17 protein-coding genes and 1 pseudogene are annotated in these 18,744 nt (G+C 67.1%); 13 read left to right on the top strand and 5 right to left on the bottom strand.

All coding sequences use genetic code 11. The features are described 5' to 3' along the window. Window positions 1-62 precede the first annotated feature (62 nt). A complete protein-coding gene (locus AC5P66_RS17250; protein WP_099485580.1) occupies window positions 63-929 on the bottom strand; it encodes a pirin family protein in 867 nt (288 codons plus the stop codon). A gap of 150 nt (window positions 930-1,079) precedes the next feature. On the opposite strand from AC5P66_RS17250, the gene AC5P66_RS17245 reads away from it, so the two are divergent. The 10 genes from AC5P66_RS17245 (at window position 1,080) to AC5P66_RS17200 (ending at window position 12,568) form a co-directional block, all read left to right on the top strand. After that, a complete protein-coding gene (locus tag AC5P66_RS17245) occupies window positions 1,080-2,006 on the top strand; it encodes a LysR family transcriptional regulator (RefSeq protein WP_111207453.1) in 927 nt (308 codons plus the stop codon). Between the two features lie 171 nt (window positions 2,007-2,177). Next, window positions 2,178-2,681: an RNA polymerase sigma factor gene (locus AC5P66_RS17240; RefSeq protein ID WP_049411585.1), complete on the top strand. Its 504-nt coding sequence runs from the start codon at window positions 2,178-2,180 to the stop codon at window positions 2,679-2,681. A gap of 82 nt (window positions 2,682-2,763) precedes the next feature. Beyond that, on the top strand, window positions 2,764-3,720 hold the full coding sequence (locus tag AC5P66_RS17235; protein ID WP_111207455.1) for a FecR family protein: 957 nt from the start codon (window positions 2,764-2,766) through the stop codon (window positions 3,718-3,720). 181 nt (window positions 3,721-3,901) lie between these two features. Further along, window positions 3,902-7,024 carry a TonB-dependent receptor gene (locus AC5P66_RS17230; RefSeq protein ID WP_414485858.1) on the top strand — a complete coding sequence of 1,041 codons (3,123 nt, stop codon included), beginning with the start codon at window positions 3,902-3,904 and terminating at the stop codon, window positions 7,022-7,024. A gap of 52 nt (window positions 7,025-7,076) precedes the next feature. Further along, complete coding sequence (locus tag AC5P66_RS17225) at window positions 7,077-7,841, top strand: Slam-dependent surface lipoprotein (RefSeq protein WP_049411579.1); 765 nt, start codon at window positions 7,077-7,079, stop codon at window positions 7,839-7,841. Between the two features lie 90 nt (window positions 7,842-7,931). Continuing rightward, window positions 7,932-9,386: a surface lipoprotein assembly modifier gene (locus AC5P66_RS17220; protein ID WP_495216520.1), complete on the top strand. Its 1,455-nt coding sequence runs from the start codon at window positions 7,932-7,934 to the stop codon at window positions 9,384-9,386. Window positions 9,387-9,522: 136 nt separating this feature from the next. Further along, on the top strand, window positions 9,523-9,927 hold the full coding sequence (locus AC5P66_RS17215; protein WP_049440048.1) for a response regulator: 405 nt from the start codon (window positions 9,523-9,525) through the stop codon (window positions 9,925-9,927). A 9-nt stretch (window positions 9,928-9,936) separates the two neighbouring features. After that, the gene (locus AC5P66_RS17210) at window positions 9,937-11,523 is read left to right on the top strand and encodes a sensor histidine kinase (RefSeq protein WP_049411572.1); all 1,587 of its coding nucleotides are present in this window, start codon (window positions 9,937-9,939) and stop codon (window positions 11,521-11,523) included. Window positions 11,524-11,593: 70 nt separating this feature from the next. Then, on the top strand, window positions 11,594-11,935 hold the full coding sequence (locus tag AC5P66_RS17205; protein WP_049411569.1) for a type II toxin-antitoxin system prevent-host-death family antitoxin: 342 nt from the start codon (window positions 11,594-11,596) through the stop codon (window positions 11,933-11,935). Window positions 11,936-11,938: 3 nt separating this feature from the next. Next, window positions 11,939-12,568 carry an ATPase gene (locus AC5P66_RS17200; RefSeq protein ID WP_049411566.1) on the top strand — a complete coding sequence of 210 codons (630 nt, stop codon included), beginning with the start codon at window positions 11,939-11,941 and terminating at the stop codon, window positions 12,566-12,568. Between the two features lie 71 nt (window positions 12,569-12,639). On the opposite strand, the gene proP is transcribed toward AC5P66_RS17200, so the two are convergent. Together proP and AC5P66_RS17190 are read right to left on the bottom strand one after the other, a co-directional pair. Next, on the bottom strand, window positions 12,640-14,130 hold the full coding sequence (proP, locus tag AC5P66_RS17195; RefSeq protein ID WP_262223207.1) for a glycine betaine/L-proline transporter ProP: 1,491 nt from the start codon (window positions 14,128-14,130) through the stop codon (window positions 12,640-12,642). A gap of 248 nt (window positions 14,131-14,378) precedes the next feature. Beyond that, window positions 14,379-14,507, bottom strand: a complete 129-nt coding sequence (locus tag AC5P66_RS17190; RefSeq protein WP_258014899.1) for a hypothetical protein — start codon at window positions 14,505-14,507, stop codon at window positions 14,379-14,381. Between the two features lie 180 nt (window positions 14,508-14,687). Here AC5P66_RS17190 and AC5P66_RS17185 point away from each other — a divergent pair, with 180 nt between their 5' ends. After that, window positions 14,688-15,104, top strand: coding sequence for a host attachment family protein (locus AC5P66_RS17185; RefSeq protein WP_049411560.1), 417 nt, complete (start codon window positions 14,688-14,690; stop codon window positions 15,102-15,104). Between the two features lie 5 nt (window positions 15,105-15,109). Next, the gene (locus AC5P66_RS17180) at window positions 15,110-15,433 is read left to right on the top strand and encodes a thioredoxin family protein (protein WP_262223208.1); all 324 of its coding nucleotides are present in this window, start codon (window positions 15,110-15,112) and stop codon (window positions 15,431-15,433) included. A 59-nt stretch (window positions 15,434-15,492) separates the two neighbouring features. On the opposite strand, the gene AC5P66_RS17175 is transcribed toward AC5P66_RS17180, so the two are convergent. Next, window positions 15,493-15,735, bottom strand: a complete 243-nt coding sequence (locus tag AC5P66_RS17175) for a hypothetical protein (protein WP_049411555.1) — start codon at window positions 15,733-15,735, stop codon at window positions 15,493-15,495. Between the two features lie 462 nt (window positions 15,736-16,197). Between AC5P66_RS17175 and AC5P66_RS17170 the strand changes: the two genes are divergently transcribed. Continuing rightward, window positions 16,198-18,549: a GH92 family glycosyl hydrolase gene (locus AC5P66_RS17170; protein WP_495216518.1), complete on the top strand. Its 2,352-nt coding sequence runs from the start codon at window positions 16,198-16,200 to the stop codon at window positions 18,547-18,549. A gap of 83 nt (window positions 18,550-18,632) precedes the next feature. On the opposite strand, the pseudogene AC5P66_RS17165 reads toward AC5P66_RS17170, so the two are convergent. After that, window positions 18,633-18,744, bottom strand: a pseudogene (locus AC5P66_RS17165) (IS110 family transposase); the annotation flags it as partial.

Genomic DNA, 18,744 nt, shown 5'->3' with positions numbered 1-18,744 from the left:
CTGGGGAGGTTGGGCGATGGCCCGATGGCTGTGGCGGGCCGCAGCCCGCCGCGTTGAAGTGTTCAGTGCGCGATCCGGCCGAAGCGACCACTGTTGAAGTCGTTGACCGCCTGCGCGATCTCGGCCTGGCTGTTCATCACGAACGGGCCGTAGCCGACCACCGGTTCGTCGATCGGTTCGCCGCTGAGCAGCAGCACAGTGGCGTCACTGTCGGCATCGACGAACACGTCTTCGCCACTGCGGTCGAAGGTGACCAGTTGCGCCTCGCCGACCGGCGGACCGCCGTTGATCCGCACCGTACCCCTCAGCACCACCAGCGCCAGCGTGCGGCCCTCGGCGACCGGCAGTTCGGCGTGGCGGCCCTGCTGCAGGCGGATGTCCCAGACATCCATCGGCGTGTGGGTGCGCGCCGGGCCGGGGTGGCCGTCGAAGCGGCCGGCGATGACCCGCACGCGGCCGGCGCCATCGGGCAGATCCACCGAGGGAATCTCTGCGTCGAGCAGGGTCTGGTAGCCCGGTGCGCCCATCTTGTCGCGTGCCGGCAGGTTCACCCACAGCTGGACCATGTCCAGCGTGCCGCCGCGCCTGCTGAACGCCGGTGTGTGGAATTCCTCATGAAGGATGCCGGAGGCCGCCGTCATCCACTGCACGTCACCCGGGCCGATGGTGCCGCCGGCGCCGGTCGAATCGCGGTGCGCGACCTCACCCTCATAGACGATGGTGACGGTCTCGAATCCGCGGTGCGGATGCTGGCCGACGCCACGCGGGGTATCGCTGGGGGCGAAGGTGTAGGGGCCGGCATAGTCCAGCAGCAGGAACGGGCTCAGGTGCTGGCCGTGGGTGTTGTAGGAAAACAACGAGCGGGCGGGGAATCCGTCGCCCACCCAGTGCGGGCGGGGGGCGCTGTAGGTACCGGTGACACGCTTCATGGCGATCTCCTGGCCGGGGTTGCCGGCCGCTGTTCTTCGTTGCGAAGACGATATCGCCGCGACAATATGGCCGGTAGATGCCAGTATTTGCCGTCATAGTCCTATCTGGTGAACAATGGTCGCAGGCCATGAGCCGCAGGAGATCGCCCCGTGTTCATCGCAGATATCCGCCGTTGTGACCTCAACGACCTGTTCTACTTCGCCATGGTGGTCGAGCACGGCGGCTTCTCGCAGGCCGGTCGGGCGCTGGCCATGCCGAAGTCGAAACTGAGCCGGCGCATCGCGCTGCTGGAGGAACGGTTGGGCGTGCGCCTGATCCAGCGTTCGACCCGGCGCTTCTCGGTCACCGAGGTCGGCCAGGACTACTACCGCCATTGCAAGGCCATGCTGGTCGAGGCCGAAGCGGCCGAAGAAGCGATTGCGATGTCACGCGCCGAGCCGCGCGGCACCATCCGCCTGGCGTGCCCGATCGCGATCCTGCATGCGCGCATCGGCGCGATGCTGGCTGATTTCCTGGCCCTGTACCCGCAGGTGACGGTGCAGCTGGAGGCCACCAACCGGCGCGTGGATGTGGTGGGCGAAGGCATGGACGTGGCGATCCGGGTGCGGCCGCCGCCGCTGGAGGACAGTGACCTGGTGGTTCGCGTGCTGGCGCGCCGGGTCTGGTGTACCAGTGCCAGCCCGGCGCTGCTGCAGCGGCTGGGCACGCCGCAGGTGCCGGCCGACCTGGCGATGATGCCGACCGTCGATCTGGCATCACCCAGCCAGCAACACGCCTGGGAATACACCGGGCCGGGCGAGGTGCTGGCCAGCGTGCACCATCGCCCGCGGCTGGTCAGCGATGACATGATCGCGTTGCGCACTGCCGCGGTGGCAGGGGTGGGGTTGTTGATGTTGCCGCGGATGATGATCACCGATGAGCTGGCCAGTGGCGCGCTGGTGCCGGTGCTGCAGGACTGGGTGCCGAAGCACGGCATCGTGCATGCGGTGTTCCCGTCGCGGCGGGGGCTGCTGCCAGCGGTGCGCGCGTTGATCGATTACCTCGCCGAGCAGTTCGATGCGTTGCAGGAGCCGTAGATCCTCCATCCACGCCATGCGTGGATGATGCTTTCGTGGTGCCGCTTGCCGCTTGCCGCTTGCCGCTTGCCGCTTGCCGCTTGCCGCCTGCGGCTGCGGCTGCGCAGCCCACAATCCACGCCCGGACCGTCGCCATCACGCCCATCATTCCCCGGTCCGGCCTTGGCACCTATGTCTCCCAATGCCCTGGCGCTGGTCGAGCTGCTGATCCGCGAGCGCCGTGCGTTGTCCCGCTTCATCGCACGCTATCTCGACCCGGCCAGTACCGAGGACACCCTGCAGAACCTGTACCTGAAGGCCAGCAGCGTGCCCGGCGACCCGCCCATCCTGGAGCCGCGCGGCTATCTGTACCGGATGGCCTACCATCACGCGCTCAATCGCAGCCAGGCCGATGCCCGCGAACGCCGTGCCATGGCCGAGTACGCCGTCGACATGGCCGAGGCCAGTCGTGATGGTGAGGCGCAGGTACTGGACCAGGCGCAGCTGCGCGAGATCACCCAGACCATCCTGGCCCTGCCGGCCCAGGTGCGCGAGTGCTTCGTGCTCAACCGCTACCTGGGCCTGAGCGAGCGCGAAATCGCTGCGCGCCTGGGAATCTCCAAGAGCCTGGTCGGCAAGCATGTGCTGCGCGCAGCGCTGCTGATCCAGCAACAGCAGCGGGGAATGGGCCGATGAGCGGCGATTGCCGTGGGCAGATCATGCCCGCCGTTGTCACAACAGGAAAGCGCACCCGTTCGCGGTGCGGCAGGCCACAACCATGACCACGTCCGAACCCTCGCCGCGGCAGGCCAGGCAGGCGTTGCGCTGGGTGATACGGTGCAGTGCAGGCCCGCTGCCGGAACGCCAGCAACGCAGTCTGCGGCGCTGGCTGCAGGCTGACCCCCGCCACGCACTGGCGTGGCGCCAGCAACAAGCCTTCTGGCTGCGGCTGGACGCTGCCGGGCCCGAAGTGCTGGCCGCGCTGCCCGAACTGACCGCCGATCGCCAGGGGCTGCGTCCGATCGCACCGCGCCGCCGGCTGCCGTGGCTGCTGGCCAGCGCAGCGGTGATGGTGCTGATGGTCGCGGCCGCGCCCCACGCATTGCTGCTCGCGCGCAGCGACCTGCGTAGCAGCACTGCGCCGCGCGTGGTGCAGCTGGACGACGGCAGCACGGCGGTACTCGATACCGGCACCGCGCTGGCACTCGCGTTCGATGGCCAGCAGCGGCGCGTGCGCCTGCTGCGCGGGCAGGCCTGGTTCCAGGTGGCGCATGAGCAGCGACCGTTCCAGGTCGAGGCCGGCGGTGGCCGGATCCGCGATATCGGTACGGCGTTCAGCGTGTCGATGCAGGGCGCCACCATTACCACCGAAGTCAGCGAGGGCGTGGTCGATGTGCGCCCGGGCGATGGCAGCGTGCAGCGCCTGCGTGCCGGGCAGGTGCGTGCGTTCCGTGACGGGCGCTGGCTGCAGCCGCTGCAACAGACCGCGCCGGAGGCAATGGCGCCGTGGCGCCGTGGTGAGGTGGTGATCGACGGTCTGCCTGCCGCGCAGGCCATCGCCGATCTCGGCCGCTACCGGCGTGCCCCGGTCTGGGTGGTGGGCGGGCAGGGCGCACGCGTGCGGGTCAGCGGCCTGTTCCATCTGCAGCAGCCGGAAGCGGCCATCGATGCCGTGGCCGCGCAGGCGGGACTGCGCGTGCAGCGCTTGCCCGGTGGTGCATTGCTGGTGTGGTGATGCAGCTGCGGAGCATGGGCGAACCGGCCGCATGAAAAAACAGGAAAAAACCGTGGGCAGTCATCGCAGCCCGCTGTCTATAGAGGTATAGCCAGAGCGAAACCGCGTTTCTTCTCAAGCCAGACACACCACCGGCACCGGACGTGCCCGTGGTCCCGCCCCGCTTGAGGAGTTCCTGTCCATGCCGTCCACGGCATCCGCCTGTCACCGTCGCGTTACCGTCCTGGCCCTGGCCATTTCCACTGCATTGCTGCCGCTGGCCTGGGTGCCCGTGGTGCAGGCGCAAGCGGCGGAGGCCGCATCGCTGCGCAGTTACGCCATTCCGGAACAACCGTTGGCCGATGCCGTGCGCAGCTTTGGCCGCCAGGCCGATGTGCAGGTGGTGTTCCGCAGTGACCTGGTGGAGGGCCGTCGCTCCAGCGCGGTGAGCGGCGAGTACAGCCAGATGCAGGCCCTGCAGCAGCTGCTGCGCGGAAGCGGCGTGCGTGCGCAGCGCGGCACCGATGGCACCTGGAGCCTGCGCGCCGCAGCGGAGGCGGGGGAAGGGGGAGGGGACGGGGTGCGGGTGACCGAAACACTGGACGTGGCCGGTCGCCTGCAGACGGAAGGGGGCGAGGCCCGCGATCGGCGTGGCTACGACGATGTGTTCGCGCTGGACATGACCACCGCGTATTCGGGGCGCGACCGGGTGGAGCGCTACCGTGGCGCCAATCCGGCCGACGTGGTCAAGGATCTGGTCGGTGTGTTCAGCGGTGATGCGCGCAACAGCGGCGCGCTGGACATCAACATCCGCGGCATCCAGGGGCCGGGGCGGGTGCCGGTCAGCATCGACGGTGGCGAGCAGGCGCTCACGGTCTGGCGCGGCTATAACGGCGTCAGCAACCGCAACTACATCGATCCCAACCTGATCGGTGGCATCCAGGTCATCAAGGGGCCAGGGCTGGTGCGCGATGTGCACAGCGGGATCGGCGGCGCGCTGGTGATCAAGACCATCGACGTCGATGACATCGTGGAAGCCGGTGAGCGCTTCGGCGGGGAGCTGAAGATCGAAGGCAGCAGCAATGCGGTGGCGCCACGCCTGCCGCGGCTGCATACCGGCGAGGATTACCGCACGGTGCCTGGGTTCCCGCAGGGCTCGCCCTCGGCACCGTATGCCGACAGCACGCTGCTGGTGCCGGTGAAGTCGCGCGGTTCTGAAACCAATGTGTTCGCCGGGGAAGACCAGGCCTGGCGGCTGGCGCTGGGCCTGCGTGGCGAACACGTGGACCTGATGGCGGCCTATGCCTGGCGCAAGCGCGGCAACTACTTTTCCGGCACCCGGGGCGCGGCTTACTACGACCAGGATCCGCGCGAGCAGTTCGAGTACAAGGGCCTGGACTACATCACCACGCTGGCGCGCTACTTCGAGCCTGGCGACGAGGTGCCCAATACCTCCAGCGAGCAGGAATCGTGGCTGCTGAAGGCGACCTGGCAGATCAACGAGGACCAGCAGCTGCGCGCGACCTGGCGGCGCACGCTCTCGCACTACGGCGAGATCATGCCCTCGCGCATCCTGTCCGCGCCCGACTACGGTCGCATCCAGTGGCCGCTCAGCCGCGTCGATGCCGATGCCTGGAACCTGGAATACCACTGGCAGCCCGCCGGCAGCCGCTGGCTGGACCTGCGTGCCAACCTGTGGCGCACCGAAACCACCAGCGATACGTACACCGCTGGCGGCTTCCCCAATTTTGCCAGCAACCCCGACTGGAACCCCGGCAGCAGCCCGATCCTGCGCAATACCGCGCTGGCCAATGCCCGCAACGACCGCACCGGCCTGACCCTGAGCAACCGCTTCGCGTTGCATCCCACCCTGGACCTGACCGTGGGCGGCAACTGGCAGTTCGAGAAACTGCGCTCGGCGGACCCGTACTTCGGCGTCAGCGATGGCTGGCGCATGTACCCGCGCGCGGGGCGCCGCCAGGAAGGCGAAGGCTACCTGGTGCTGGACTGGCGGCCGGTGGATTTCCTCTCCCTGAGTGCCGGCGTGCGCTACGCGCGCTATTGGGCCTTCGATGATTTCCTGCAGGAACACCCGGAGCTGATGACCACCTCGGTGTCCCCCAAGGAGGCCCGCTACCGCGTCAACGAGCTGCCCGAACGCCCGGCCAGCCTGCAGGGCGAGATCGACGCCATCGAGTCGCAGCGCGAGTTCTGGGACAGCATCGGCATGGGCTTCATCGTTGATGATCTGCTGAAGGGCCTGCTGAGCAGGTACGAGACGCCGGTGGCGGTGGAGCACACCATTCCGTGGCTGCCGGATGCGGACGGCAACTACCGCCGTGCCAGCAACCCCTGCCTGAATGGCGAGGTGGCGGCCATTCCCGGGCTGTTGCCGGTGCAGGGTGCGCAGATCCTGTGCAGCATCCAGAGCGGGCGGCCGCAGACGGTGTCCGGGCGCAATGAGCGCAGGCGCGACCATGCATGGCTGCCGACCTTCTCGGCCACCGCGCATTTCTCGCCCAATGCGCGCGCCTACGTCCGTTACAGCGAGGCGGTGCGTTTCCCCAGCATGTTCGAGAGCACCATCGCGTTCTCCAGCAGCCTGAACCCGCTGTACCCGCTCAAGCCCGAGCACGCCTACAACTACGAAGTGGGCTACGTGCACAACCTGTCGGCGCTGTTCGGCAACACCGCTGATGCCGACGTGAAGCTGGCCTACTACGTGCACAAGACCCGCAACGTGATCGAGCGCGACGGCAATTTCCTGTTCGACAACCTGGACAAGCAGCGCATCCGCGGCGTGGAGCTGCAGGCGCGGTTCGACAACCGTCGCTTCTTCACCGACCTGGGCATCAGCCGCACGCTGGAAAACAAGGTCTGTGACGAAAGCATGGCGGTGCAGCTCGATGCACTCGCCGGCAAGGTGCCCAACTGCGTGCAGGACGGCTTCGTCAGTGGCTACCTGCTGACCCAGGCCATTCCCCGGTTGTCGGTGAACGCGTCGCTGGGCACCCGGCTGTTCGATGAGCGCCTGGAGCTGGGCAGCCGCATCGTGCATTACCAGCGCCACCAGAACCCGGACCTGCAGGCCTACCGTGACCGCCTGTACGCCGGCAGTGGTGGCCTGATCTGGCAGAACGTGCCGTTCACCTGGGGAAACATCACCACCGTCGATGCCTACGCGCGCTGGCGCATCAACGACCATGCCAGCGTCGAGCTGGTCGGCACCAACCTCGGCAACCGCTACTACGTCGACCCGGCCACGCGCTCCACGCTGCCGGCGCCAGGGCGCACGCTGAAGCTCGGTGTCACCGCGCGCTTCTGATGACCTGTTCCGTTGTTGTACCCGTAGTTCCCTCAACCCAAGGAGTAGTTCCATGAAGATGATCTCCCGTTCCGTACTGGCCGTGGCCGCCACCTTCGCCCTGGCCGGTGCTGCCCAGGCTGCCGACATCGTCGGTGCGGCCAGCGCGGCCACCGATGCGCAGCTGTACGTCAAGGTCGGTGCTTCTGAAGTCAACGGCGGCCCGCACAGCGCAGGCAAGGCCGGTATCGGTGTCGGCACCGTCTCCAACGCCAAGCCGGTCGACTTCCAGGGCCTGGCCGCCTACTCGGCCCCCACCACCGTGGGCAACGTGACCGTACGTACGCTGGCCATGCCGATCACCGGCACCCCCGGCAACCATGCCGGCATGGGCCACTTCAACTTCGTCAAGGTGGGTAGTGGCGATGTGTGGTTCGGTGAATGGTCCAAGGATGGCGCCGCGGGTGGCTTCAACAACCGCCAGGTGTACTTCGCTGGCGACCGTGCGGGCACCACCTTGCCCAGCGGCACCGCCACGTACGCGGTGGCCGGCCTGAACAAGTTCAACGGCAGCAACCTGCTCAGCGGCACCTTCGCCGCGAACTTCGGTACCGGCAAGCTGACCGGCGGCCTGACCGGTGGTGGCCAGACCCTGGCGATCAGCGCCAACATCAACAGCGCCGATGCGTCCTTCGCCGGCACCGCCGTGGCCAACGGTTCGGTCACCGGCAACAGCCAGGGCCAGTTCTTCGGCGCCAACGCCGCCACCCTGGCTGGTATCGCTACGTTCGCCGGCAACAGCCAGTACGACACCGCCTTCGGCGGCAGCAAGAACTGATTGCCACGCCCCTGACGGGGCAGGGCAGGGACAAGCCGCGATCCGCCAGTCCCTGCTTCGGCCCGCTGCATGCACCGCCACGGATCGCCCATGCGCCACCCCATTTTCCTTGTGTTCCTGCTGCTGGTTGCCGCCGACGTGCGCGCCGAGCAGGACGATCTGCGCCGCGTGCTCGAACAGGGCAGCGAACTGCGCCACCAGCAGCAGGACCAGCAGCGCCTGCAACAGGCCGAATCGCAACGGCCGACGCTCACCATCGATGGCAAGACCGTGCGGGTGGAGCGCACCGTCGATGATCTCGGCCAGGCCCTCTACCTGTCGTTGCAGTACCAGCAGTGGCCGGCCGCCGCGGCGTTCCTGGCCGAATACATCGAGCTTCCGGGACACGATCCGCTGCTGCGCCACTATGCGCAGGGTGCATTGGCCCGCGTGGCCGGTGACCATTCGCGCGCTGCACAGCAGTACGAAGCGCTGCTGGCAGCGCAGCCGGACTTCCTGCCCGCCCGCCTTGAACTGGCGCGCGTCTATGCCGAAGACCAGCGCGACAGCGCGGCGGTGGCATTGTTCGGTGCAATCAAGGCCGGTATCGACAGCAACGATCCGGCCACCGCGGGTGTGCGCGCACGCGTGGACAGCTACCTGGACGCGTTGCAGGCACGCAGGCGCTGGAAGGGTGCGGTCGCCGCCGGGCCTGCATGGAGCGACAACATCAACCGCAGTTCGGCCAGCAGCACCTGCCTGTTCGTCGTCGGCGACACCTGCCTGATCGAACGCACGCTGCCCGAAGCGCAGCGCGCCACCGGCCTGGACTACGACGCCAACCTGGAACGGCGATGGGCGTTGGCCGGCCATCATGGACTTTACGTGCGCGGTCTCGCTTTCGGTCAGGCATGGCGCGGGTACAGTGCATACAACGAGCTCAACGCCAGCGTGCAGGCCGGTTACAGCTGGCGCAGTGCACGGCACACCCTGCAGCTGGCGCCGAGCTATGACTACCAGGCGCTGGGCAACCACGCCCTGCAGGGCGGCAGTGGCGTGCACGGCGAGTGGCAGTACGCCCTGGACGGGCGCAGCCTGCTCAAGCTGGAGGCCGACTGGAAGCGCCAGCGCTATAGGCGGCCGGGCCTGGCTGACAACTACGATGGGGATCTGGCAGCGCTGTATGCCACCTGGTTCTGCGCGCTCAACCCACGCTGGACCCTGTTTGCGGGCATGGACCTGACCGACAGCAGCGCAGCCGACCCGGCCAACGGCTATCGCCAGCGCGGCCTGCGGCTGGGCGCGGCACGGCAGTGGAGTGGCACCACGGCCACGCTGTTCGTGTCGTTGCGTCACCGTGACTATGATGCCTGGAGTCCGTTGCTGCAGGCGCGCAGGCAGGACGACGAACAGAACCTGATCGCCATCGTGCGCAGCGAGCAGCTGGCGGTGGGCGGGCTGGTGCCCAGCCTGAGCCTGCGCTACGCCCGCATCGACAGCAACGTTGGTTGGCTGTACAGCCATGAGCGCAGCCTGCTCAGCCTGAAATGGGAGCGTGCGTTCTGAACGCACCGCTGCAATGCCGGAGTGAATGCGCCGCGGCTGCGATCTTCATCGATCATCACGCGCCCTTGTAGCCCGGTTCGCGCATCCTACGGCCGTTGCGGCGGAGGTGGGCCGCGTGTATCGAGGAGCGCCGGTCGTGCTGGAAGCGGGCAACAAGCCAGAAGGCCTGAAAGGGTTGAGAGTACTGGTGGCGGAAGATGAATTCGCCATCGCGATGTTCCTGGTGGACTACCTGGAGCTGAAGGGTGCGCAGGTGGTGGGGCCGGCCGGGGACCTGCAGGCACTCGGCCGGCTGCTGGATGACAACCCCATCGATGTGGCCCTGCTGGACATCAACCTCGGTGGTGAACAGGTGTACCCGCTGGCCGACCGGCTGGCCGAAGCGGGTACGCCGTTCATGCTGACTTCTGGCTACGATGACAACCTGCCCAGCCGCTTTGCGGATGCGCCCCGCTGCACCAAGCCCTATCACATCGAGGCCCTGGTCCAGCAGCTGGCGGGACTGGTGGCGACGCCGCAGGCCTCTGCGGGCATCGCCTGATTGCGCGGTATGTCGCGTCGCACCGAAGGCCTCCAGGCCGCTGAGCGCCCGGCGGGCATGCCGCCGTCGCTGCAGGCGCATGCGCGCCATGACGGCATGGCCGCCCGGATTGCCCATCACGATTGGTCATCCACGCCACTGGGCGCGATCGAGCGATGGCCACCGCACCTGCGCGCCACGATCGACCTGATGCTGGCGCATGGCTTCCCGATGATCGTGCTGTGGGGCGAGCAGCTGGTGCAGCTCTACAACGATGGCTATGCCGAGATCCTGGCTGACAAGCATCCTGGCGGACTGGGCCAGCCGACGCGCGAGTGCTGGCCCGAGGTCTGGCACATCAACGGCCCGATCTACCAGCGTGTGTGGCAGGGCGAGACCATCACCTATGAGGACAAGCTCTATCCGCTGGCGCGACGGGGGCGCTTGGAGGATGTCTGGTTCACCATCACCTACAGTCCCATACGCGGAGAGGACGGGTGCATCAGCGGCGTGCTGGTGACCATGTTCGAAACGACGGCTGCGCACGTGGCGCAGGCGGCCCGCGAACGCGAGGAACAGAGGCGCCGTGAGAGCGACCGCCGGTTGGCGCTGGCCTTCAAGGTGCTGCCGGTGGGTGTCTGCATTGTCGACGCCGACGGCAACCTGCAGCTGTCCAACGACCAGATGCGGACCTATCTTCCCACCGGCAAGGTGCCCTCCACGGATCGCCCCAACCACTATCGGTGGCAGGGGGTGCATCCCGATGGCTCGCGCATCGAACCCCACGATTTCGCCATCGCCCGCGCCCTGCGGGGGGAGACGATGGTCCCGGGCCTGGAGTTCCAGTTCATCCATGACGACGGGCGCGCGCGCTGGACGCGCGTCGCCGCCGCACCGCTGCGTGATGCCGATGGCGGGGTGAGTGGCGTGTTCGCGATCGCCGTGGACATCGACGACCTCAAGCGTGCCACCGAGCGCCAGTCGGTGCTGCTGGCCGAACTGCAGCATCGCGTGCGCAACATCATGTCGACCATCCATGCCATTGCCTGGCGGACCCGCGTATCGGTCGGCAGCGTGGACGAGTATGCCGAGCGCCTGTGCGCGCGGCTGATGTCACTGGCGCGCACGCAGAGCCTGTTGACCCGTGGCGCCAATGTAGGGGTCTGCCTGCGCGGCATGCTCGAGGAGGAGATCGCGGCGCAGACACCGGCGGCCGCCGCCTATCATCTGCAGGGTGAGGATGTGCTGTTGCCACCGAAGGCGGCCGAAGTACTGTCGCTGGCCATCCATGAGCTGGCCACCAATGCGCTCCGGCACGGCGCGCTGGCCCACGGGGACGGGCGGGTCGATGTCTGCTGGCACCTGCAGGTGCAGGACGGGCAGCCGTGGCTGGGCCTGCACTGGTGCGAGCGCCATGCCGAGGTGGAGGGGTGGGAGATGCCACGCCAGCGAGGCCTGGGCCGGGTCCTGATCGAGCAGCGGGTGCCCTATGAACTGGCCGGCAGCGGCGAGCTGAGCTTTACCCCGCAAGGCCTGGATGCCTGGATCCGCTTCCCGCTGCGCGAGCGCGACAGCCTGCTGCAGACCGACGCCCCCGACGCTGGGGCGCCGGGGTGAAAAGGGATTTATCCCCAATTTGGCCAAATTGGGTATAGTGGCTGTCATCCACCCTGTCTGGAGCCGTGCCATGACCCTGCCGCTGGATCTGCCTGGCCTTGAAAAAGCCCCGGCCTCGTCGGTGAAGACCCGGGGCTGGCCGAGCCTGATGCGCACCGTGCGCGAAAAGCAGGCGCTGGTCATCACCAACCACAATCACCCGGAAGCGGTGATCGTGGACATCCGCACCTACCAGGAACTGCTGGCCAAGGCTGCGGGTGGCGATGCCGGTGAGCGCAACGAAGAGCTGCTGCGCCTGCGCAGCGAATTCGACCAGAAGCTGGCCGGGCTGCAGCGCGGGGAGGGGCTGGGCAAGGTGCTGGGCCAGCCGATCCGCCGCGGCCGCAAGGTCACTCTCGGCCGTCCACTCTGACCGATGGGGCGGATCCTGGTGCTGGCCGGCGTCAATGGCGCCGGCAAGAGTTCGCTGCTGGGCACCTGGCTGGACGCCGATGGGCTGAGCTGGTTCAACCCGGACTCGTTCACCCGTCGCCTGGTCGACGCCGGCTGGCCGCTGCCGGAGGCCAACGCCGAGGCCTGGCAGGAGGGCACCCGCCGCCTGCGCCAGGCCATGGCCGATGGCACCGACTTCGCCTTCGAGACGACGCTCGGCGGCAACACCATTCCGCGCCTGCTGCGTGAGGCCTGCGAACGGCATCAGGTGGCGATCTGGTTCTGTGGGCTGGCCGATGTCGAACTGCACATCGCCCGTGTGGCTGCACGTGTGGCGGCCGGTGGCCACGATATCCCGGAGGAGAAGATCCACGCGCGTTTCGATTCCGCGCGCGCGAACCTGCTGGAGCTGCTGCCGCACCTGGCCGAGCTGCACGTCTACGACAACAGCGCGCCGGCCGACGCGCAGGGCTGCGTGGTGCCGCTGCCGGTACTGGCCATGGCTGCAGGCGAACTGCAATACCCGATTGCGGTAGCCGACCTGCTGCACACGCCCGGCTGGGCCAAGCCCATCGTGATGCGTGCGATGGAATTGAACAGCCCGCGCGATTGAGGGCGCGTGCGTTGTAGCGCCGAGCCCATGCCCGGCTGATCCCCGAAGAGCAGCCGAGCGCGGGCCCGGCTCTACAACGCCGGCTTCACCTGCTCGGGCTCTGAAGCCTCCGGCAGCGGCGGCAAGGTCGGGTCCACCGTCACCGGCGCATCGCTCTTCAACAGCGCAGCCGCTTCCCGTTCGCTGCCGACCGCCGGCGGTGAACCGCGCAGCGGCAGGCCGGCGGTCTCCCTCACGAACAGCATGGTCACCAGCCCGATCACCGCCGCGCCCATCAGGTAATAGGCCGGCACCAGCGGGTCGCCGGTGCGTTCCACCAGCCACGCGGTCACCAGCGGCGTGGTGCCACCGAACAGCGACACCGACACGTTGAAGGCGATCGACAGCGCGCTGTAGCGCACCGGGGTGTAGAACAGCGCCGGCAGCGTGGACGGCATCGAGCTGGTGAAGCACACCAGTGCCAGCCCCAGCAGCATCAGGCCGAGGAAGATCAGCCCGTCGCTGCCGCTGCCGACCAGCAGCAGGCACGGAACGGCCAGCACCAGCAACGCGATGCACGCACCGATGATCATCGGGCGCCGGCCCAGCCGGTCACTGAACAGGCCGCCGACGATGTTCAACGGCATCATCACCAGCATCACGATGATGATCAGCAGCAGGCCCTTGCTCTCGGCATAGCCCATGGTGACGCTGAGGTAGCTGGGCATGTAGGTCAGCAGCATGTAATCGGTCACGTTGAACACCAGCACCAGGCCCATGCATACCAGCAGCTGGCGGCCATGCACCTGGAACAGGGCGCCCAGCCCGGGCCGGTCGTGTTCGCGCTTCTCGGCCTCCTCGGCGAAGGCGCGGAACGCCGGGGTTTCCTCCAGCTTCATGCGCATGTACAGGCCGAGCAGGCCCAGCGGGCCGGCCACCAGGAACGGAATGCGCCAGCCCCAGTCCAGCATCTGCTCGCTACTCAGCAGCATGTGCAGCGCGGTGACCGTACCGGCGCCGGCGATGTAGCCGCCCAGCGTGCCGAACTCCAGCCAGCTGCCCATCAGGCCGCGGTTGCGGTCAGTGGAATACTCGGCGATGAAGGTGGCCGCGCCCCCATACTCGCCACCCGTGGAAAAGCCCTGCACCACGCGCGCCAGCAACAACAGCACCGGCGCCCAGATGCCGATGCGCTCGTAGGCGGGAATCAGGCCAATGGCGAACGTGCCCAGCGCCATCAGGATCATGGTGAACGCCAGCACTTTCTGGCGGCCGTAGCGATCACCCAGCGGCCCGAACACCAGGCCGCCCAGCGGCCGCACCAGGAACGCTACGGTGAAAGTGGCGAAGGCGGCGATCACCTGCGCGGTGGGATTGCTGGAGGGGAAGAAGACTTGGCCGATGGTGACGGCAAGATAGCCGTACACACCGAAATCGAACCATTCCATCGCGTTGCCCAGTGCAGCGGCGCCAACGGCGCGCTTGAGCATGGGTTTGTCGACCACCGTGATCTCATCGACCTTCAGGTGGCGGCGGCGCTTGAACCAGCCGAAATGGGCGTATGCATCGGAGTTGTCCTGCATGGGGACTCCTTGTTTGGTAAATGCAGTGCGGAATAGACGGTGTGGTGTGTCCCGGGAAACGGAAACGGCGATGCGGGCGCAGGTGGTGCACGGGTATCGGGGCAAGGAGGAATTGCGCACGCACGGCGCCACGCGCACGACAACGCGCCGCCGTAACGGTGGACATGCGGAAACAGACCGCTGCAGCCGCGCGATCAGCGGCCAGCGGTCACATCAGCGTGGGAATGCAGGCAGAGCGCCTGCGGGCGTCATCCGCCGGGATCCAGCGCGAGGCGATGGAAGGGCAGGGCGGGAGCCATCGTGGCAAGCGAAGCGCCGGTCGGCAGTGCTTCCCACGCAACAGGTGCGCCCGTCACGTAGTGGGTCGTGTCGATCATCCGTTCATCATAACGGCATCGGCGTGAGCATGCAGCGAAGCGGGCTGATCTGCACGCTGTGTTCCATTACGCCTGTTCATCCGCACTGCATGCGATGACATGCGTTGAACGAACTCTGGCCGCAGCCCTCACGTAGCGCTGTCTACGGTAGTGCCGAACGCAATCGAGAAGGAGCATCGCATGACCCGTCGCATTCCCGAAGGCACGCTGATCATCGTCGCCGACGGTGGTTCGGCTCGCGTGTTCACCAACGTCGGCAGCGAACATCAGCTGGCGTTGAAGCAGGAAGGCGAACTGCGCCTGCAGGACATCAGCGAGCAGGGCGTCTCCGGTCAGGGCCCGGCCGGTGCGGTGCCGAAGGACATGTCCATCTCCCAGCTCAACGAGGCGACGTTCGCCAAGCAGGTGGCCGAGCAGCTCAACGAAGATGCCTTGAACAACCGCTATGCACACCTGGTACTGGTGGCCGACCCGACCACGCTGGGCCGTATCCGCCCGCTGCTGCACAAGGAGGTCCAGGCCCGCCTGCTGGGCGATATTGCCAAGGACCTGACCAATTCGCCGGTGGAGGACATCCAGAAGGTCTTGGCGGGGTAACGACCATGCCGTTCATGCGTGACTACCCTGCGGCGGAGCCCGCCGGCGCGGACGTGGAAGCTCAGGCGGGCTGGCTGCTGCTCGAGTTCGGTGCACCCTGGTGTGGTCACTGCCAGGCCGCGCAGCCCGCACTCCAGGCGTTTGTGGACGCCCACGATCTGGTGCATTGGAAGATCGAGGATGGCAAGGGAAAGCCGCTGGGGCGTGCTTTCAAGGTAAAACTGTGGCCCACCGTGGTGCTGCTGCATGACGGCCAGGAAGTGGCGCGCGTGGTGAGGCCAGTCGACAGCGCCGACCTCGCCACCTTGCAGGGCGCATTGCTAGATTGAGCGCAGCAATCGCTGCGTGCGGTGCGCACGGCACCGAGCAGGCTCGGCTGCATCGCGGTCTAGTGATAGGTCACCATTTCTGCCTCCGCACGCAGCTTCTGCAACAGGCACCGCCCATGCTGGCTCAGCATGACCATCGCGTTGGCGATCTGCCTGGCGTCGTAGCCCATCGGCGCGGGAGGTTTCGGCTCGGGGCCGTACTGTTCGCCGACGAGGATGGCCATCCCTTCGGCACTGTTGAGGGCGTGTTCGATGCGCTGGAACAGCGACTCCATGGCCGGGCTGAGCGGACGTTGGGTCATGCGGGAACTCCTTGGGAAGCGAGGGCCACCGCAAGGGTGGCGGGCGGTGCGAGGTTGGAACTTCGGCTGAGCTACGAGAAAAGCCGGAGGGCCATGCGGCCGCCGCACACCGCCCGCCGTAGTTACGGCAAGCAGATCTCGTAGCTCAAAACGGGGTTCCAATCCCGGCAGCGGGATGTCCGCTGCGGCGCCATCCTGGGCAGATCGAGGCGCTGCGCACCAATTGATGGTTCGTCTCGCTTTCTCCCGCTCCGAAGGCGCGGTCTTTCAGAAGTGCTTGTGTGGACATCCATTGCCGTATTGGCACCGATCGGGAAGCGGGAGACCGCAAGGCTATGAGGCGACTCGTCGTCCGGCCATGCAATTACGTGCAAATCATCGTGCCGGTTCCGGCGGCCGCACTGCAGCATGCGACAGGGCAGGGCCGGTGCTAGGATCGGACTACCACCTGAATCGATCCAAATGCCGATGCCCATGCTGGACCGTCGTTTCCTGATCGCTTTCGCCGCGACCGCCGTGCTTGCCTCCGGGGCAGCGCTGGCGGCTCCGGCGACATCCGCCGCCGAACGCGCCTATGGCTCGGTCGACCCGTTCATCGGCACAGGCGGAGAAGGCCATACCTACCCGGGGGCCACGGTACCGTTCGGCATGGTCCAGCTCAGCCCGGACACGCGCATCCAGCCGCGCGAAAAGGCCTACGGTTGGGCGGCCGGCTACCGCTACGACGACAGCAGCATCGTCGGCTTCTCGCACACGCATTTTTCCGGCACTGGCCATTCCGATCTGGGCGACATCCTGCTGATGCCGTTCACCGGCAACCCCGGCCTGGAGCGCGGCGATCCGGAGAAGCCACGCAGCGGTTACGCCTCACGGTTCCGCCACGCTGACGAGAAGGCCGAGCCGGGCTACTACGCGGTCACCCTGGACGACTACAAGGTGCGCGCCGAGCTGACCACCAGTGCGCGCGTGGGCGTGCATCGCTACGCCTTCCCCAAGGGCACCGACGCCAAGGTGCTGCTGGACATGCGCACCAGCATGTACGACTACCCGGGCAAGGTGCTGTGGTCGCGGGTGCGGGTGCGCGCCGACGGCACCGTGACCGGCTTCCGCGAAACCCGCGGCTGGGCGCCGGGTCGCCAGCTGTTCTTCGCGATGCGCTTTTCGCGCCCGCTGGCTGGCCATGAACTGCACAACACCGAGCAGGACATCGTCTACAAGGGCTTCCCGCCGCCGGGCGAGAAGGACCCGGCGCAGCGCGCACAGATCGAGGGTCGCCAGCTGGTCGGCACGTTCGCATTCGGCAAGCTCGACGCACCGCTGGTGGTGAAGGTGGCCATTTCGCCGGTCAGCGAAGCCGGCGCGATCGCCAACCTCGACGCGGAAGTGGCTGACTTCGATTTCGACCGCGTGCGTGCGCAGGCGAAGCAGGAGTGGACGCAGGCGCTGTCCGTGCTGGACATCGACGCGCCGGAACATGCGCGGCGCAGCGCCTATACCGCGCTGTACCACACGATGCTGGGGCCGACGCTGTTCATGGATGCCGATGGCCAGTACCGCGGTTCGGACAACGCAGTGCACAAGGCCGACGGCTTCACGCACTATTCGACGTTCTCGCTGTGGGACACCTATCGCGCGCTGCACCCGCTGCTGACGCTGGTGCAGCCGGAGAAGCGCAACAGCGACTTCGTCAATTCGATGCTGGCGCACCATGAGCACAGCCCGTACGGCATGCTGCCGGTGTGGTCGTTCCATGGCCTGGAAGACTGGTGCATGATCGGCTACCACGCCGTGCCAGTGATCGCCGATGCCTACGTGAAGGGCATTCGTGGCTTCGATGCCGACAAGGCATTGAAGGCAATGGTCGAGACCGCCAATTACGGCCCCTACGACGGCATCGCGCAGTACCGCGAGCTGGGCTACGTGCCGATCGATGAGGAGGGCGAAGCGGCCAGCAAGACGCTGGAATACGCCTTCGACGATTGGACCATTGCACGCATGGCGCAGGCGATGGGCAAGGCCGATATCGCGGCGACCTTCGACAAGCGCGCAGGCAACTGGCGCAATGCCTTCGACAAGGACACCGGCTTCATGCGCGCGCGCAAGCGCGATGGCAGCTTCCGCACGCCGTTCGACCCCAGCGCCAGCGGCTACGGCACCGACTACACCGAAGGCAACGCCTGGCAGTATTCGTGGTACGTGCCGCAGGATGTGGCCGGGCTGGCCGCCGCGCACGGCGGCAGCGACAAACTGCTCGCGCGCCTGGACGAAGTGTTCAACGCCAAGGTGGATCCGTCGATCTTCGAGCACATGGAAGACATCACGGGACTGATCGGCTGGTACGCACATGGCAACGAGCCCAGCCACCACGTGGCCTACCTGTATTCGTACTCCGGACAGCCGTGGCGCACGCAGGCGCGCCTGAAGCAGATCATGGATACCCAGTATGCCGACCGCCCCGATGGCCTGGCCGGCAATGATGACGTCGGCCAGATGTCGGCGTGGTATGTGTTCACTGCGCTGGGCTTCTACCCGGTCGCGCCGGGCTCGGGCGAATACATTCTTGGCCGTCCGTTCCTGCCGAAGACCGCGATGCGACTGCCGAACGGTAGGACCTTCACCATCGTGGCCGAGGGACTGGATGACAAGCACACGTATGTGGGCAGCGTGACGTTGAACGGCACGCCGTTGCAGCGCACCTTCCTGCGCCATGACGAGATCCTGGCCGGTGGCGAACTGCGCTTCAGCATGCAGGCCGAGCCGAACAAGGACTGGCCGGGACAGGGCGCGCAGGCGCCGTATTCGATGAGCCGGTGATGCGCACTCGGTAGGTGCTGACCTTGGTCGGCACGCTTCACGGGTGACCAGGAACCTGTAGAGCCGAGATCCTATGTTCGTGGTCAAGCCTGCTGGAAGCAGGTTTGACCCACTTTCAGCATGGCCGGGTCAAAGTCCCGGCCGCTCTTGAAGACGCCCCAAGCGATCCTGGCCAGCTTTCTGGCGAGAATGTTG

The organism is Stenotrophomonas sp. YJH_SMC_122 (genome assembly GCF_059369535.1).
This window is presented reverse-complemented; position numbering and strand designations above follow the sequence as displayed.

What these genes read in the sequence shown, in the direction of transcription:
- AC5P66_RS17230 (WP_414485858.1), top strand. Translation starts at nt 3,902, where the DNA reads ATGCCGTCCACGGCATCCGCCTGTCACCGTCGCGTTACCGTCCTGGCC.
- AC5P66_RS17185 (WP_049411560.1), top strand. Translation starts at nt 14,688, where the DNA reads ATGACCCGTCGCATTCCCGAAGGCACGCTGATCATCGTCGCCGACGGT.
- AC5P66_RS17240 (WP_049411585.1), top strand. Translation starts at nt 2,178, where the DNA reads ATGTCTCCCAATGCCCTGGCGCTGGTCGAGCTGCTGATCCGCGAGCGC.
- AC5P66_RS17170 (WP_495216518.1), top strand. Translation starts at nt 16,198, where the DNA reads ATGCCGATGCCCATGCTGGACCGTCGTTTCCTGATCGCTTTCGCCGCG.
- proP (WP_262223207.1), bottom strand. Translation starts at nt 14,130, where the DNA reads ATGCAGGACAACTCCGATGCATACGCCCATTTCGGCTGGTTCAAGCGC.
- AC5P66_RS17175 (WP_049411555.1), bottom strand. Translation starts at nt 15,735, where the DNA reads ATGACCCAACGTCCGCTCAGCCCGGCCATGGAGTCGCTGTTCCAGCGC.
- AC5P66_RS17250 (WP_099485580.1), bottom strand. Translation starts at nt 929, where the DNA reads ATGAAGCGTGTCACCGGTACCTACAGCGCCCCCCGCCCGCACTGGGTG.
- AC5P66_RS17200 (WP_049411566.1), top strand. Translation starts at nt 11,939, where the DNA reads ATGGGGCGGATCCTGGTGCTGGCCGGCGTCAATGGCGCCGGCAAGAGT.
- AC5P66_RS17225 (WP_049411579.1), top strand. Translation starts at nt 7,077, where the DNA reads ATGAAGATGATCTCCCGTTCCGTACTGGCCGTGGCCGCCACCTTCGCC.
- AC5P66_RS17190 (WP_258014899.1), bottom strand. Translation starts at nt 14,507, where the DNA reads ATGATCGACACGACCCACTACGTGACGGGCGCACCTGTTGCGTGGGAA.
- AC5P66_RS17180 (WP_262223208.1), top strand. Translation starts at nt 15,110, where the DNA reads ATGCCGTTCATGCGTGACTACCCTGCGGCGGAGCCCGCCGGCGCGGAC.
- AC5P66_RS17235 (WP_111207455.1), top strand. Translation starts at nt 2,764, where the DNA reads ATGACCACGTCCGAACCCTCGCCGCGGCAGGCCAGGCAGGCGTTGCGC.
- AC5P66_RS17205 (WP_049411569.1), top strand. Translation starts at nt 11,594, where the DNA reads ATGACCCTGCCGCTGGATCTGCCTGGCCTTGAAAAAGCCCCGGCCTCG.
- AC5P66_RS17220 (WP_495216520.1), top strand. Translation starts at nt 7,932, where the DNA reads ATGCGCCACCCCATTTTCCTTGTGTTCCTGCTGCTGGTTGCCGCCGAC.
- AC5P66_RS17210 (WP_049411572.1), top strand. Translation starts at nt 9,937, where the DNA reads ATGTCGCGTCGCACCGAAGGCCTCCAGGCCGCTGAGCGCCCGGCGGGC.